The 15,795-nt window shown below is 59.2% G+C and carries 13 protein-coding genes; 8 read left to right on the plus strand and 5 right to left on the minus strand.

Annotated elements, in window-relative coordinates; all coding sequences use genetic code 11:
• The first annotated feature begins 192 nt into the window (after positions 1-192).
• Positions 193-1,605 carry a hypothetical protein gene (locus CYB_RS15080; protein ID WP_187147249.1) on the plus strand — a complete coding sequence of 471 codons (1,413 nt, stop codon included), beginning with the start codon at positions 193-195 and terminating at the stop codon, positions 1,603-1,605.
• A 245-nt stretch (positions 1,606-1,850) separates the two neighbouring features.
• Here the strand turns inward: CYB_RS15080 and CYB_RS00400 are convergent, their stop codons facing one another.
• Entirely contained in the window at positions 1,851-2,993 is a 1,143-nt protein-coding gene (locus tag CYB_RS00400) for an AI-2E family transporter (RefSeq protein WP_238376832.1), read from the minus strand.
• A gap of 175 nt (positions 2,994-3,168) precedes the next feature.
• On the opposite strand from CYB_RS00400, the gene CYB_RS00405 reads away from it, so the two are divergent.
• The 4 genes from CYB_RS00405 (at position 3,169) to folD (ending at position 6,841) form a co-directional block, all read left to right on the plus strand.
• Positions 3,169-4,386, plus strand: a complete 1,218-nt coding sequence (locus CYB_RS00405; protein WP_011431759.1) for an RNA-guided endonuclease InsQ/TnpB family protein — start codon at positions 3,169-3,171, stop codon at positions 4,384-4,386.
• 7 nt (positions 4,387-4,393) lie between these two features.
• Entirely contained in the window at positions 4,394-5,650 is a 1,257-nt protein-coding gene (gene xseA, locus CYB_RS00410; RefSeq protein ID WP_238376834.1) for an exodeoxyribonuclease VII large subunit, read from the plus strand.
• Positions 5,631-5,867: an exodeoxyribonuclease VII small subunit gene (gene xseB / locus CYB_RS00415; RefSeq protein WP_011431761.1), complete on the plus strand. Its 237-nt coding sequence runs from the start codon at positions 5,631-5,633 to the stop codon at positions 5,865-5,867. The genes xseA and xseB overlap by 20 nt, the downstream gene beginning before the upstream one ends.
• Before the next feature lie 92 nt (positions 5,868-5,959).
• On the plus strand, positions 5,960-6,841 hold the full coding sequence (gene folD, locus CYB_RS00420; protein WP_011431762.1) for a bifunctional methylenetetrahydrofolate dehydrogenase/methenyltetrahydrofolate cyclohydrolase FolD: 882 nt from the start codon (positions 5,960-5,962) through the stop codon (positions 6,839-6,841).
• Positions 6,842-7,383: 542 nt separating this feature from the next.
• Here the strand turns inward: folD and CYB_RS00425 are convergent.
• The 4 genes from CYB_RS00425 to CYB_RS00440 all read right to left on the minus strand — a co-directional run bounded on the left by CYB_RS00425 (position 7,384) and on the right by CYB_RS00440 (position 11,027).
• The gene (locus CYB_RS00425; RefSeq protein WP_187147250.1) at positions 7,384-7,857 is read right to left on the minus strand and encodes a hypothetical protein; all 474 of its coding nucleotides are present in this window, start codon (positions 7,855-7,857) and stop codon (positions 7,384-7,386) included.
• A 340-nt stretch (positions 7,858-8,197) separates the two neighbouring features.
• Complete coding sequence (locus CYB_RS00430; protein WP_011431764.1) at positions 8,198-8,815, minus strand: Npun_F5749 family FMN-dependent PPOX-type flavoprotein; 618 nt, start codon at positions 8,813-8,815, stop codon at positions 8,198-8,200.
• A 56-nt stretch (positions 8,816-8,871) separates the two neighbouring features.
• Positions 8,872-10,146 (minus strand): GNAT family N-acetyltransferase, encoded by a 1,275-nt coding sequence (locus CYB_RS00435; RefSeq protein ID WP_049749542.1) that lies wholly within the window; start codon positions 10,144-10,146, stop codon positions 8,872-8,874.
• A 227-nt stretch (positions 10,147-10,373) separates the two neighbouring features.
• Positions 10,374-11,027: a DUF3386 domain-containing protein gene (locus CYB_RS00440; RefSeq protein ID WP_011431766.1), complete on the minus strand. Its 654-nt coding sequence runs from the start codon at positions 11,025-11,027 to the stop codon at positions 10,374-10,376.
• Positions 11,028-11,372: 345 nt separating this feature from the next.
• Between CYB_RS00440 and murA the strand changes: the two genes are divergently transcribed.
• The 3 genes from murA to sixA all read left to right on the plus strand — a co-directional run bounded on the left by murA (position 11,373) and on the right by sixA (position 15,755).
• Positions 11,373-12,695 carry a UDP-N-acetylglucosamine 1-carboxyvinyltransferase gene (gene murA, locus CYB_RS00445; RefSeq protein WP_202943714.1) on the plus strand — a complete coding sequence of 441 codons (1,323 nt, stop codon included), beginning with the start codon at positions 11,373-11,375 and terminating at the stop codon, positions 12,693-12,695.
• Between the two features lie 193 nt (positions 12,696-12,888).
• Positions 12,889-15,024 (plus strand): transglycosylase SLT domain-containing protein, encoded by a 2,136-nt coding sequence (locus CYB_RS00450; RefSeq protein WP_011431768.1) that lies wholly within the window; start codon positions 12,889-12,891, stop codon positions 15,022-15,024.
• Positions 15,025-15,167: 143 nt separating this feature from the next.
• The gene (sixA, locus tag CYB_RS00455; protein WP_011431769.1) at positions 15,168-15,755 is read left to right on the plus strand and encodes a phosphohistidine phosphatase SixA; all 588 of its coding nucleotides are present in this window, start codon (positions 15,168-15,170) and stop codon (positions 15,753-15,755) included.
• The last annotated feature ends 40 nt before the right edge of the window (positions 15,756-15,795 follow it).

Here is a 15,795-nt window from a genome sequence, read left to right on the forward strand (position 1 = left end):
AGCCAGGCCAGTTGATCCCATTCTAGGGCGGGGGAAGGGATCTTCCCCAAAGGACACATGCTGGTAATGTGGGGATGGCTTGTCTGCGGCTCGGCAGGATACAAAGAGCATTGGGATGTAAGGCTCATGCAAGAACACGCGGGAAATGCCAGGTTGAGAAGGTGGGGGTTGTTGAGATGGTGGATCTGTCTGTTGACCGCCCTCGTTTTGGCCTCTTGTGGGGGATCCCCGCCTAAACCCCCGCAGGAACAGCTTCCCCAGCTAGAGCGCGTGCCGGTTCCCCCGGAGATTGCCAAGCTGGATGCCCATTTGCAGTATTGTCGCCCGCAAGTTCAGATCCTCAGCCCCAAGCCAGGTGAGGTGTTGCCAGAGCGGCAGGTAACCGTTCGCTTCGCGGTGCAAGGGTACCCACTTTTCAAAGATCCGCAATTGGGTCTTGGCCCTCATCTGCACGTGGTGCTGGACAACCGGCCCTACATCGCCCATTACGATGCCGATGCTCCCCTCGTTTTCAAGGATTTGGAGCCGGGATCCCATACTCTGCGGGTGTTTGCCGGCAAACCCTGGCACGAGAGCTTCAAAAACTCTGAAGCCTATGCCCAGGTTAGCTTCCACGTGCTAGCTCCCACCCCCGAGTACGTGCCACAGCCGCAACTGCCCCTGCTCACCTACAACCGCCCCACAGGCAGCTACGGGGCCGAGCCAATCTTGGTGGATTTCTGGCTGGCCAATGCCCCAGTGCGGGAGAGCCTGTTGAGTGACTTGCCACGGGACTGGCGGATCCGCTACACCCTCAACGGCCAATCTGGCCTGCTGGATCGCTGGGAGTCTTTTTATCTGAAGGGCTTCAGGCCCGGTCGCAATGTGATGGTGCTGGAACTGGTGGACAGCAAAGGGGATCCCATCCGCAATGTGTTCAACAGCGCCGCCCGCGAGATCACCTACACCCCTGGCGGCCAAGACACCCTCTCCAAGCTGGTTCGGGGGGAGCTAAAAGCCGAAGAGGCCCTGGCCATCGTCCAGCCCCAGCCCACCCCTACCCCAACTCCGACACCGGAGCCCACCCCGACTCCAGAACCCACGCCCACTCCTACTCCGACGCCCACTCCTACTCCGACGCCAACGCCAACTCCGACACCCACGCCCGCTCCTACTCCGACGCCAACACCCAGCCCGACGCCCACACCCACTCCTACTCCGACGCCAACACCCAGCCCGACGCCCACGCCCACTCCTACTCCGACGCCAACACCCAGCCCGACGCCCACGCCCACACCCACTCCGACTCCAACGCCAGAGGCGACGCCCACGCTTGCACCTCGTCGCCAGCCGCGCTTTCAACTGGGCCGCCCCCGTCCGACACCAGAGGGGATCCCGGCTGTTCCAACGCCACCGCCCGTAGTAGCCACTCCCGAACCTGAGCTTACGCCTGAGCCCAGCCCAGAGCCCTCTCCGCAAGCTGTGCCCACTTCAACTCCCCAGCCTGTGGCTACGCCTTTGCCGCGCGTGACCCCTATCCCTTTCCAGGAGCGGCGAGTGCGCCAGCAGGGGTTGCGGCTTTTCCCGCCGGGACTCCACAGTCCGGCCTTGCCAGGTGAGCAATAGCGGGACGGAGTCCTTGAGTTGATAGAAAGTTGATAGAATGCCCTTCGCGCAGCGGGCCGTAGGTCTCACTGTTCTCCCAATGCCCCTCTGCCTGGGCGCACGGTTGCCGCTTGTTGGATTCTCGCTCGCGATAGCGGTGCGGGGCCTTTATACCGGTCAAGTCCTTCAGGGCAAGAACCGCTTTCTGCTCTCTTGGTCGCGTAGCTAGGCTGGTGTGGCTGAGCCAAGTCAGGAGCATTGCTCCCTTAACCATCTCGCACCGATTGCGGCGGCGGGATGGGATCCTGGGTGGAGCTCTGGATCCCATTCTCTCCACTTTCCAACCTGAGCAAGGGCCGCAATCGGGATCCCTGCCAGGGATCCAGGACATCCCGAATTAGCACCTCCTGAATCCACACCTGCAGGATTGCCGCCAAAGGCACGGCCAGGAACAGGCCCAGCACCCCAAAGAAAAAGGCTGAAGTAACTTGAGCTACTAGGGTTAGGGCGGGCAGGAGCGACACCTGTCGGGACATAACGATGGGGGTGAAGACGCTGCTTTCCAACTGCTGGATCAGGATATACAGCCCCAGCACTGCCAAGGACTTCCAAGGGGCATCCGTGAGGGCTACCAGCATGGGGGCTACCACGCTTAAGGTGGGGCCGATATTGGGGATGAAGTTGAACAATCCCGCCAGCACCGCATTGGCCAAGATCAGGGGCACCCCCAAAATCCACAGCCCGATCCCACTCAGCAGCATCACCAAGGTGCTGGTGAAGAGGATCCCCATCAGCCACCCTCGCAGCGCCAGCTCACAGCGCTTGAGGATGTAGCGAATGCGGGGACGGTAAAAGGCCGGGAAAACCGAGACAAAAGCGCGACTGTAGGCTTGGGGATCCGCCAACAACAAAATGGTGAGGATGATTACAAACAATAGGTTGAGCAGGGTGCCAAAAAAGGCAGTGAAGGACTCGGAGAAAAAGTCGCGCACCTGTCGCACCAACTCGGTGGCCTGGGGCACCAAGCTATTGGCCAATTCCCGCAGCGTCGGCAGCTCAATATCCGTCGGCAAAGAGAGAATCAAGCTCTCGAACAGCCGCTGCGCTTGCACGATCCCGGCGGGCACCCCATCGGTAAACAGCCACCGCAACTGCTCCGCCAGGGGGGGCACCACGATTAGCCCCACCAAGATCGCGGCCACCAAAACCGTCAAACTGGTGATGACAATTGAGGGGCCACGCCGAAAGCCGTAGCGCTGTGGGATCTGGGCCAAGGTATCCAATGCTACTGCCAACACAATGGCCGCGAACACCAACAGCAGGATCTGCCGGATCTGCCAAAGCAGAACTAGCAGGCCCAACAGCGCCCCTAGCCCCAGCCACTGGGCGAAGGTCACCCGCCAGCTCACCTCCTCTCTCGCCCGGTTGTCGCCTATTCTAGATGGGATCCCGACAAGTCCCATCGCTATTCGAGAACCCTGGATGCGCGATCCTGTCCCTTCAGCTAGAAATCGCAGGAGCCCCGCACTGTACCCGTAGGGTCGGTGTCGGGAGGAATGCGCTTTGATGAAGTACAATGAACTTATGAGCCAAGTCCTGACCATATCCTGTAAGCTCAAGGTGTCCCCGTCGCAAGCCGCCAAATTGGACGCGACGATGGATGCCTTTGTACAGGCATTGAACTGGGTCAACCAAAACACACCAGAAAAAGTAGTCAACGCAGTCAAACTCCAATCCCTTTGCTACTACGAGATTCGAGCCCGGTTTGGCTTGTCCAGTAACTTGGCAAGGACTACGTCCCGCTTACGCGACCAACAGGTGTGCAGACGGGTAGCGGGTTCCCGCAAAGTGGCTAAGCAGAAAAAGCGTCCCGTCAAGGAGTTTAAGAGCGGCTTTGTTACCTACGACGCTCGCATCTTTTCGTTCCGTCAAAAAGACTGGACGGTGTCGCTGACCACGGTGGAAGGGAGAGAACGCTTTGAACTGGCCATTGGCAACTACCAGCGTGGGATGCTGGCTGGTTCCAACCCCAAATCTGCCACCCTGGTCAAGCGCAAAGATGGCTCCTACTACATCCAGATTTGCGTAGAGAAAAAACCACCCAAGCAACAAGATACCGACAAGGTGATCGGGGTGGATTTGGGAAGAATAGATATTGCTCATACCTCAGAGGGGAAGAACTGGAATGGACAGCAGTTAAACAAGGTACGAGACCACTACTCCCGGTTGAGGGCGGTACTCCAACGCAAAGCCAGTAAGGGCACACGCAGTTCGCGGCGCAGATGCCGTCAACTGCTGCAACGGCTGTCTGGCAAGGAAAGACGCTTTCAAACGTGGGTCAATCATCGCATCTCTAAAGCTATTGTCTCTAGGGCAAAGACCACAAACAGCGCTATTGCCCTGGAAGACCTGACAGGGATCCGGGAAAGGGTCAATCAACAGCCACGCAGCAAAGCTGAGCGCCGCAGAACCAATAACTGGGCGTTCTACCAGCTTAGGATGTTTGTGGTCTACAAGGCTGCCATCGCCGGAGTGTCTGTAGTACTGGTCCCGCCTGCCTACACGTCGCAGACCTGCCACCGGTGTTTGCACATCCATCCCGATCCTACGCAATCCTATCGCAGTGGGAAGCAGTTTAAGTGTGGGCACTGTGGATGGGAAGGGGATGCGGACTGGAATGGAGCCAACATGATTGCTAAACTTGGGGCTGCCGTAAACCGGCCTAGAGGTCCGTGGTTGGCTTGCCAACTGCAGGGCTACCGAAAGCCCGCCCTGTACTGCGAAGTAGTCAGGGTCGGGTAGTTTACAAGTGACTTTAGCCGCCCGCAGCAGTGGGATGGAGTTTTTGCTCACGGATGAAGCTCCCCTGCTCTCGGTGGGGGGAGTGTCCCGTTATTTGAAATCGCTGCTGGCCGGGGATCCCTACTTGGCCAGGCTGTGGGTGAGCGGGGAAGTATCCAGTTGCCAGCGCAACCGCAATGGCCACCTGTTCTTGACCCTGACCGATCCGGAAACCGGCGACGTTCTCAAGGGGGTGGTCTGGCAGAGCCAAACTTCCCGGCTCAGTTTCTGGCCGGAAGTGGGGCAACAGGTGCTTGCCCTTGGGCAACTTGGCATCTATAGCGGCGGCAGCCATTATCGCCTCGTCATCTGGCAATTGCTGCCTGCCGGGGAAGGGCTGTTGGCGTTGCGATTTCAACAGCTCAAGGCCCGCCTCAGTGCCGAGGGCTTGTTCGACAACCAACGACCTCTGCCTGTTCATCCCCAGTGCATTGCCGTCGTCAGTTCCCCCCACGCTGCCGGCTGGGGAGATATTCGGCGCACCCTCAACCAGCGCTACCCCGGGCTACGGGTGCTGTTCTCCCCAGCTCAAGTGCAAGGGGAGGCGGCCCCGGAATCAATTGTGCGGGCCATTCGCCGGGTGGAACAGGATGGGCGGGCGGAAGTGCTTCTTTTGGCGCGGGGCGGTGGAGCCAGCGAAGATTTGGCCTGTTTTAACGATGAGCGGGTGGTGCGAGCCATTGCCGAATGTCGGATCCCGGTGGTCACCGGGATTGGCCACCAGCGGGATGAAACCCTGGCTGACTACGCTGCCGACTACGCCGCCCATACCCCAACGGCAGCTGCCGAGCGGATCGTGCCGGATCTGGGGGAATTGCAGCGTCAGGGATCCCAGTTGCGCCAGAAGTTGATCGAACGCACTCGCCAAGCTTTGGAAAGGGCCCAGCAGCGTTTGCAGCAGGCCCAACACCACCTGGCTTACGTGCATCCAGAGCGGCTGTTGCAACAGGCTCAGGATCGCTTGACCCAACACCAACATCGCCTGCTCCAAGCCGTGCGCCATCGCTTCCAGCAACGCCAACAGCACCAACAGGCCCTGCAAGATCGCCTCCAAGCGCTCGATCCCGAAGCCATTCTGAAACGGGGCTATGCCTTGGTGCGAGATGAAGAGGGATCCCTGATCCGCACCCATCGCCTGCCTCCCCAAACCCGCCTGATGATACAACTGGCCTCGGGAAGCCTATGGGTACGAGTAGAGGAGAGCCATGAGCCGCCGCAAACGTGAGGAGCCGTGGCGCTATGAAGCAGCCATTGCCGAGGTGGAAACTTTGATTGCCCAGATTGAATCGGGGGAACTGGATCTGGCAGAAGTGGTGGAGCGCTTTCAACAGGCCGCCCAAACCCTGAAAACCTGCGCGGACTTTTTAGAGCAAAAGCGGCAGCAGGTGGAGATCATCATCGAGCAATTGGGCCAAGAGGAAGAAGACCTGCCCGAATCATAGGGATCCCACCTGATCATTCCCCCTGCACTGCTGTCGCCATTCTGCTTCACTATGGATGGTCGTTGGATGGTTGTCTTTATCCTTGCGCCCCCATGCCCGCAAAGATCCTCGATGGCAAAGCCTTAGCCGCCCGCTTGCAAGCGGAGATGGCCGCCCAAGTGCAAGCTTGGATACCCCAGGTGGGGCGGCCACCGGGATTGGCAGTGCTGCGGGTTGGAGAGGATCCCGCCAGTGCGGCTTACGTGCGTGGCAAAGAGCGGGCCTGTGAGCGGTTGGGCATTGCTTCTTTTGGCCGACATTTTTCCGCCCAAGACTCCCCTGCCCATTTGCTCGACACCATCGACCAACTCAATCAGGACGAGCGGGTGGATGGCATCCTCGTCCAACTGCCCCTGCCCCCCGGCTGGGATCCCATCCCCCCCCTTCTGGCCATCAATCCCGACAAAGATGTGGATGGACTCCATCCCCTCAACCTGGGCCGGCTGTTGCGCGGCGAGCCCGGCCTACGCAGTTGTACCCCCTTGGGCGTGATGCGCCTGTTGCAAGCAGAAGGGATCCCGATTGCAGGCCGAAAGGCAGTGGTGGTTGGTCGCAGCATCTTGGTGGGCAAGCCCTTGAGCTTGATGTTGTTGGCCGCCGATGCGACGGTCACCCTAGCCCACTCCCGCACCCCCGACTTGGCAGAAGTGACCCGCGCCGCCGACATTGTGGTGATGGCCGTGGGCCGCCCCCGCCTATTGAGGGCAGACATGGTGAAACCCGGCGCGGTGGTCATCGACGTTGGCATCAACCGCATCGAGACCCCCACCGGAGCCGAGCAATTGGTGGGAGATGTGGACTATGAAGCGGTCAAAGAGTTGGCCGCTGCCATCACGCCCGTACCGGGAGGCGTAGGGCCGATGACGGTAACGATGCTGCTGGCCAACACCCTACAGAGCTATAAACTGCGCAGCCACTTGTGTAGTCATTATTAAACAGGAATGAAACATTTCTGTTGCATTGTTCCCTAACTTCCCTCTCTCTCTGGGAGAAGAGCTGGGGTTGGTCGCGGCAGCGGCACAGAGCGCTTGGGGAGTGTCTCAATCTAGCTTGAAATGACTATGGTTTGGAGACTGTTCTCAAAATGTTCTGTTGCTTGGATCCTGATACATTTACGCTGAACACTGCTGAACATCACTGTTCAACTATGCAGCGATAGCATTCTGTTTGTTTCCAAACAGAATGGCGGTATCCCGCAAAGCTTTGAGTAGAATACCCAAAGCGCAGTTTCCGTGTCGTCTTACTACCAATTTTCTGCTTTGCTTTGGCTACCATGTTGGCAGACTCGAAAGTAAACAGAAAGATCAACTGGTAGTAATCCGTACTGAACATATTATACATTATTTTCAGTATAGTTGAGCTTATTATTGACTAGAGTCATGCTCCGCGCGCAGCTTGGACATTTGCAGCGGTCACCTCAAACTCCTCTGGGGCAACTTCTCCATTCCTCACTCTTCTGGGCCAAAGGGGGAGCACCCTAAGGCTGCAAGATCATCGACCAGGAGCCGCTCTCCCCATCCCAAAACGGGGCCAGAGACTCTCCCACCACATTGGGCCCCCAATAGCGGCGGGTTCCATCCAGGGCGAAAGCCACCACAATGTCTCCGGGGCCGATTTGCAGCGGTTCCTCTCCCAAGCTCAGCAGCAATCCCTCGCTCCCCCCCTCTCCAGGGGCAAAGTCCCAGTGGGCCGTTTCCGGATTGATCATCCGTTCGCCGCTGCGCATCAAGATCACCAGCCGAACCGGATGGGGCGTGCGATTGCCGACCCGAAAGGGTCCCGTACGGGCGGAGGTGGGGACAGCCTGGGGGGGCAAGGCAGGTTCTGAGTGCAGAACAGGGACAACATTCCCCTCAACAGAATCTTCCAAGGCTTCCAGCATCGGTTTCTCCAGAGTTTGTGCTCTCAATCCCTGCACAAGAACCCCTACCCCAACCAAAGCGACAGACAACACTAGGGATCCCTTGCCCCTCAAAGCTCTGTTCAGCAATGGGCCGCCGGCGAAAAAAGAGGCAACAGCCTGAGCGAATGAGCAGATCAAGACGCACATCGAGACCACTGCAAGCCAAAGTGATACGTGTCGAGTTAGACAAAAGGCATCAACTGCTGCCCTACCCCTGATAGACCAGCCATACGCGTACAGAGTTCCATCAGAGGATAACGCCCCCACCGTGCAGAACACGATCGTTCAGCTACGTTAACACGTCCATTCCTCTATTCCCTGTGCTTTGGAGGAACAAGGAATAAGGGATCCCCCACTCCAGACCAGGCTAAGCAAGTTTGGATCGCCTTCAGGGATTCACGGCCCGACGCTGCCACCCTTTGGAAGTGCGCTCGTACACCGTCCGCAATTGGGGATAGATCTGATCCCCCTTAAGCTGTAGGTGATCCACCTCCGTTGGCTCCAGCAGTAAAGCCACAAAGGTCTGCGGAGGCAGCAGATCTTTCTCTTTGGGCAACTCCTGGATAAAAGCCTCTGGCGGGGCGAGCGGCCCTTTGGGTTCCGGCCAAAACCAGAGGAGCCGTCCTTTTTCCGATATCTGTTGCCACAACTGCTGCCGCTGGCGCTGGGCTTGGGGATCCGGATGATCCGCGGCGATGGCCTCAAGGGTGCCAGCGATGCGGAATTGCTCGCGGGTTTTGCAGAAATACCAGCAGATCTGGGCTTGGGGGCAGTGGGCAATTTGTCGGATCTTCTCGCTGCGACTATCCACCGCCAATTGAATGCGGTCGGTATCGCCCAAAAACCCCCGGAAAACGACCGTGCGGTTGCGCGGATGCCCCTGGGGATCCACCGTGGCCAATTGCAAATACCGCACACTGGGATCGCTACGGTTACGGTGCAGTGCCGCCTGAATCAGCGCCCGCCAAGAGGGATCCGCAGTAGAATTGCCCTTCGGGTCTTTCATCCGTTTTTCGCAAGGTGCAAGCAAGCCGGGATTGGGGTTTTCTCTCCCTGACGCGATCAGCTAGGGGGTGGAGAAGCCTCAGATTGGGAGTCTCTGGAGAGCCCTGGTGAAGACTCCACACCGCTGATGCGACCAGAGCTGGGATCCGGCTCGGTTGGGCTGATGGGATGAAAGTGGTGCTCTACCCAGCCCTCCGGCGGCCCCTCAAACCGCTCCGGCACTGGCTGCTTCACCTGTAATCCCCGCAGCATCGCGTTGAGATAAGCACTATCCCAGGTAAAGAGGCGGCTTTCGCGGATTTTGTGCCACACCGAACGCGACATCAGCAACGTCCGCTCTACATCCTGGGCTCCCAGCTTCAGCAAGAACTCCTCCCGTTCCGGCTGGTAATCGGTGGAGGCCAAGGCCAGAGATTGCGGCGGATGAGCCTGAGTAAGCTGGGCCATCTTGGCCATGAGTTCGGGGTAAAGCCAAGTGTAGGCAGGGTGAACCGTAAGCTTGGCCACATGAGGTTGCTGCCCGGTGCGATCCAACTTCAAGTTGAAGTAGCCGATGGCGGTTTTGCGTTCGGGCTCGTAAACACACACTTCCACCCGCTCCGTCTGGCTAATGGCGCATTTGGCCTGCTCCAAAAGCCAATCCAGTGGGCTAGTGCGAAAATCGTTCACCTCACGGTCGTACACCTGGCGCACAGTGGCCGGCATGGATCCCGTATCCAGTTGGTAGATGGCATAGGCATCCCGGTTGGTCACCGGCACCAGGTTGGGCAATTTGGGCTCGTGCTGGCTGAGAGCTGCCAGAATATCGGCTGGAATCGACCAGTAGGTGATCTGAGCCAAGGGTTGGAAGCCGTTGCGCCGGTAGAGCGCCATTGCCCCTTTGTTGTGGATGTTCACCTCCAGGATCCAGGTGCGAGCTTCCCGAAAGTGCTCCATGCAGTGCTTGAGCAGCCGGGATCCCACCCCCTGTCGCTGGGCAGAGGGCGCCACTGCGATATGATCGACCCGCCAGGTGCTGCGGGAATGGTTGAAGGGAGAAACCTGAATCACTCCCTGAATCTTGCCCTCCAGCTCCGCCACATGCACTGTAAACATGTGCTGAAAGCGATTGGGAAACAGGGTCAGGGTTTTCAGGGGCCCATACCACTGGCGCAACCGCCGCACTTGGCGACGAATATCCACCGAGCGGCTGCTGTACTCTTCATCAAAGGCTTGCGCCAAAATCTCTTCCACAGCCTCCAGATCCCCCAGTTGGGCGGGGCGAATGATCAGGTCAGGGGCACCAATGGGGGCTTCGGCATCCGGGTCAGGTTTTGCTGTGGTGTTGTCCATGCCAATCGCAGGCGGGAGAATATTCAAAGCATAGCTCAGGCTCTCTTGCTTTTTCTAACCGGGAGGATCGTTCTGCAACAAAGCTTGAAAGCCTACAGACTGGCTTTCCCGTTATCGAGAAAGGCTTGGCCGCCAAGAAGGGCGTGAACTCAGCCTCCCGGTAGCTGCCCAACAGTGACGAACGGGAGAGCTGGCCCCCTACCCTGCTGGGGTCAATGCCGGGTCGCTCACGCCCCAGTGTCCAGCAAGGTCAAGTTGCTGAAGGTGAAGCGCTTCTCCACAGGGCCGGTTTCCGTCTCCGTCTGGATACGCCGCTCCGAGAGGATGTAATACTTGCCCACTTTTGTATACAGATCCTCGAATTGGCTGCGCCCGCCTTTTTGCTCGCCCGTTTGGGGATCGTGATAGACGGAATCGTAGCGGTGGGAAAGATAGCCTTCGCCGGTATCGTGGCTGCTGAAGGTGTGGATGGTAACCACCACTCCGTGGATATGCCGATGCACCATGGTAACCTGGTTATCGCGCACGTGGTAGCGATCCCCTTCGGCTTTGCCCCCCACCAGGATCTCTACTGTGCCATCGGGCAGGGTTTGGCCGTAACGGAAGGTGTTGTTCCCATGGGTCTCGTCGAAGCTGCGGCGCACCCGGTGAATGGCAATCTCCCAGAGTTGGTTGTGAATGGCTTTTCGAGCTTCCTCATCTTCTACGCCCGTAACGGTGGCCTTTAGGTCTGCCCCCACTCGCACCTGCCCAACGAATGTGCGCTCCCCATCCCAATAGGTGACCTCGGCGCTGTAGCCCGGGAAAGCGGGATCCCAGGTGTAGCGGTTTTCATAGGCGGCCCGAAACAACTCTTGGGCAGAGACTTGAGTGGCGATCATCGGCTGTCTCCTTCCTGTTTTCCTTGCAAGCACTTCCCCTGAGCATCCATCATACCGCCCCCTGCTGTTGGGCTGCCCCCCAGTTGCCTTCGCTGAGAGCCTGCATCTGGTGAACTGGCCTAGCCGCTCCCCTGTCCGCTGCTGCAGGATAGAAGCACAGCCATGGGAACTTCTTCCTCACACCCAATTTGGCTTGCGAGTTTAGCCGCTGCTGTGATCCCCAGAGTATTCTCTGAGAAGGGTTCGCCTATTTTTTGTGGGTGAGGAGGGAGATTGAAAGGTTTTGACAATCGCGTCAGCGGGGCGGATCCCCTAGAGCCTGGCCTGACGCCGCCCCAGACCGGCATGGCAACCGCGCCAGAGATGATGGGGCCAGTGCTGAAAATCATTGGCAAGCAGACCCTGAGTGGCCACATCCCTATTGGCGGGGCAAAAAACTCTGCCTTGGCGCTGATGGCCGGGGCCATCTTGGCTCCTGAGGCCTGTCGAATTCACAACGTGCCGCGTCTGCTGGACATTGAACGCATGGGGCAGATCCTGGCCACGCTGGGAGTTAAGGTTTCCCATGTTGGCAATACCCTGGACCTGGATGCCAGCTCCCTCAAAACCTCTCAAGCCCCTTATGAATTGGTCAGCCAGTTGCGGGCCAGCTTTTTCATCATAGGGCCTCTGTTGGCGCGGCTGGGGGTGGCCAGAGTTCCCCTGCCCGGTGGCTGTGCGATCGGGTCTCGTCCTGTGGATCTGCATGTGCGGGGTCTACAAGCCTTGGGGGCAACGGTCCAAATCGAGCATGGGGTGGTTCATGCCTATGCCCGTAAACTGTTGGGAACCCGTATTTACCTGGACTATCCCAGCGTCGGTGCCACCGAGACCTTGATGATGGCCGCTACGCTGGCGGATGGAGAAACGGTGATCGAGAACGCCGCCCAAGAGCCGGAGGTGGCGGATCTAGCCCGTTTTTGTCAAGCCATGGGGGCCCGCATTCGCGGTGTCGGCACCAATACGGTTGTGGTGGTAGGGGTGCCCCGCTTGCATGGAACAGAGTACACGGTCATTCCCGACCGCATCGAGGCCAGCACCTATCTCATTGCCGGGGCCATTACCCGCTCTCACCTCACGGTTGGCCCTGTTATTCCCGATCATCTGCGGGCGGTGATCGCCAAGTTGCAAGCCATGGGTCTGCGGGTGGAAGAAGAGGGCCCAAACCGGTTGCGCATTGCCCCAGCTCAACTGAGCTCAGGCTGGCTCTGTCAGGCAACCGATATTCAAACGCTGCCCTATCCCGGTTTCCCCACCGATGTGCAGGCGCCGATCATGGCTTTGGCCGCCTTGAGCGAGGGCAGTTGCACCATTGAGGAGACAGTGTTTGAAAACCGCATGCACCACATTCCCGAGCTGAATCGCATGGGAGCCGATATTCGCCTGAAGAACCGAGTGGCCCTGATCCGAGGGGTGCCGTCCCTTTCCGGCGCTCCGGTGGTGGCTACCGACCTGCGGGCGGGTGCGGCCCTGGTGTTGGCCGGTCTGGCGGCTGAAGGCTGCTCCACGATCCACGGATTGCACTACATCGACCGGGGCTACGAAGCCATTGATGAAAAGCTGCGCAGTGTCGGGGCCAAGGTGTACCGCAGCGAAAGCCCGACAGGGATCCCGCAATTGGGGAAATGAGCTGTTTCACTGCTGTCTGAAATTTGAAGATTTGAGGAAAGAACTGCTCCTCTCCCTGCTTATCGTCTGGCCCCAATGCTCGGTGACCGCTTGCCAGGTGAGCTTTCCAGCCGTTTCGCAAGTATCGAGTTGTCTGGTGACTCAACGCAGTCAGGTTGAGTATCGTAGGTCAGAGGTGGTGGGGAGGTAAAGCATGGGGATTCTGACAAGCAGCCAACGACGCTGGACAAGATGGGCTGCCGGTGTGCTGGCAGCAGGAGCGGCTCTGGGTGGAGCTGTCTGGGGCTTCTACACCTCATCCTGGGCAGAAACCGTAGAAGTGGCCTCTGCACGAGAAGGCAGGGATCCGACGCAACTGCCCCAAACTTCCACAACGGCCTTTCTGCGGGCCTACGCAGCGCTGCAAGCCGGCCAAGCGCAATCTGCCTTGAAGGATTTGCAAGGGCTGGAAGAGAGCCTGCCGGTTTTGAGGGAAGAGATTTGGAAGCTCAGGGCCCAAGCCTATGAACAGTTGCAGGATAAGGAAACAGCCCAAGGGATCTGGTGGCCCCAGATTTTGCAGGAATATCCCCACAGTCCTGTGGCCGCCTACGCCCTCTGGGGGATGGGCCAGGTGGATCGGCTGCGGCAGCAATTTCCCACCCACCCGCTGACCGGACGTGCCCTCAAGCATTTGCTAGAGCTGAACCCCGACCGCTATGACCTGCTGCGGGATTTGGCCCAACATCACCCGCAAACCCCTGGGCTAACGCCGTTGCTGGATCGCTGGCGGCAGGCTCAGGAGGGATCCCTCACGGCTTCCGACTGGCAGATCCTCGCCGATGCCTACTGGGAGCAACGGGAGTACGGCAAAGCTGCCCGGGCCTATGGACGTGCCCCCGCCACCTCTCAGAACCTCTACCGCTGGGGCCGCAGCCACCAGATCTCGCGGGAGTTTCCCCAGGCCAAAGCGGCTTACCAAGCGCTGCTGGCACAGTTTCCCGATGGGCCAGAGGCTTCTCTCACCCGCCGCCGTTTGGCGGAACTGAGCGACCTGCCGACGGCGATCGACTTGCTTCGACAGGTGGGATCCGGCTCAGATAAAGAAGCTCCAGAGGCGTTGCTTAGCCTCAGCCAGCTCTATGATCGCAACGCCAGCCCCCAATCGGCCCAGGCTACTCGGCAAGCCCTTTGGGATCGCTTTCCGGCCAGCGAAGCTGCGGCCAACGCCGCCTGGACGGTGGCCTGGAGCCAAGCACAAGCAGGCAATCTCAGCCAAGCCATCGCCCTGGCCCAACAGATCGGATCTGCTCAGCGGGACACGGAAATGGGGGCACAACTGCTCTACTGGGCGGGCAAATGGCGGGAACAGCAGGGGGATGTCGCTGCAGCTCGGCAGACCTATCGGCAGGTACTGCGTCAGTTTCCCCACACCTACTACGGCTGGCGGTCGGCAGTGCAACTGGGCTGGCCGGTGGGGGATTTCTACAGCGGGCGCAAAAGGGTTGAGGTGGATTTTCAGCCGGTGCGCCAACCGTTGCCGGGGGTCTCTGCAGTTACGCAAACCCTGCATTTGATGGGAGCCAGCCAACTGGCCTGGGAACGCTGGCAGGGCGAAACTCCCGTGCAGCGGGATCCCGGCCAGATGAGCGTTGCCGAGCGCTTTGTCACGGGCATTTTGCGCAACAGCGCCGGAGATCACCTGCGGGGCATTAACCAGGTGGCTGCTTTGCGCTTCAGCGAAGAGCCGGATCCCCTGCTGGAGACGTTGAGGCAGCGCCAAGATTTCTGGCAGGCCATCTATCCGCTGCACTACTATGCGGGCCCCGACAATTCCTGGAGCGGGGATCCCTACGCCCAACCCGGCTTGGCCCACTGGTCACGGCAATTTAACCTCAATCCCTTGATGGTGGCGGCTTTGATCCGGCAGGAATCCCGCTTTGAGCCAGAGATCGTCTCGGCCTCGGGGGCTTTGGGCTTGATGCAGGTGATGCCCGCTACTGGCCGCTGGATTGCCCAGCAGATCGGCCTGGCCCAGTACAGCCTCACCAACCCCGCCGACAATCTCTACCTGGGATCCTGGTACTTCGACTACACCCACCGCACTTACCAAGACAACACCTTGCTGGCCCTGGCCAGCTACAACGGTGGCCCCGGCAACGTGGCCAGATGGCTGAACCGCTTTGGCTTCGAGGATCCGGACGTGTTTGTGGAGCAGATCCCCTTCCCCGAAACCCGGGGCTATGTGAAGTCCGTGTTTGGCAACTACTGGAACTACTGGCAGCTCTACACCCAGGAGGGGCGCACTCTGGTCAGCCAGCGACTGCATAACCCCTCGTCTTCTTCATGACTTCCGGTTTTGTCGCGGGAGTGCTGCCGTAGAGGGAGCGGGCTTTTCCCCCGACAGAGCACAGTATTCTGTGAGAGTTACAGTGATTCCAAGGTTTACTTAACAGTGCCGTTCGCGCCGGCAGGACAGAGTTTTGGAGTTCTATGGTCTCTGGGTTTGAACAACAGGAGGGCGTTTGCGTTAGCAGCGCGGAGCACCATCAGGGGGCGGCAGAAAAGCAGACTGCCCGACAGGAATTGGCCGTGGATTTTATTCGCCATGGCATAGCCGAGGAACCCCGGCCAGAAGTCGAGGATGCCTTTCGGGCCCTTACAGACGAAGGTCGCAAGCGTTGCCGCAAGGTTGCCCGCCAGCTCAAGAACATGGGCTGGAGGTGGGATCTCCTGCTCACCAGTCCCTTGGTGAGGGCTCGACAGACCGCTGAGATCTTTTTGGACGAGAACCTGGCCGAAGCTGTGGAGGTGTTTGAGCCGCTGGCTCCGGGGGGCAGTTTTGCTGACCTGGTGCGCTGGCAAGCAGAGCGGGAACCTCTGGCGTCTTTGGCTCTGGTCGGTCACCAGCCGGATCTGAGCCTGTGGGTACAAGCGGCTGTTGGTCTAAACCCGGCCAACGCCCACGCGATCACCCTCAAAAAAGCGGGCCTAGCCCAAGTGCGCTTTGCCGAAGGCCGGATTGACTACCGCCAGGGATCCCTGACTTTGTTGCTCTCCCCCAAGGTGGTGCTGCGCTGAGAAGAAGCTGGCTCATCATGATAAACGCCCAACGAGTCGG

The organism is Synechococcus sp. JA-2-3B'a(2-13) (assembly GCF_000013225.1).
GTDB lineage: Bacteria > Cyanobacteriota > Cyanobacteriia > Thermostichales > Thermostichaceae > Thermostichus.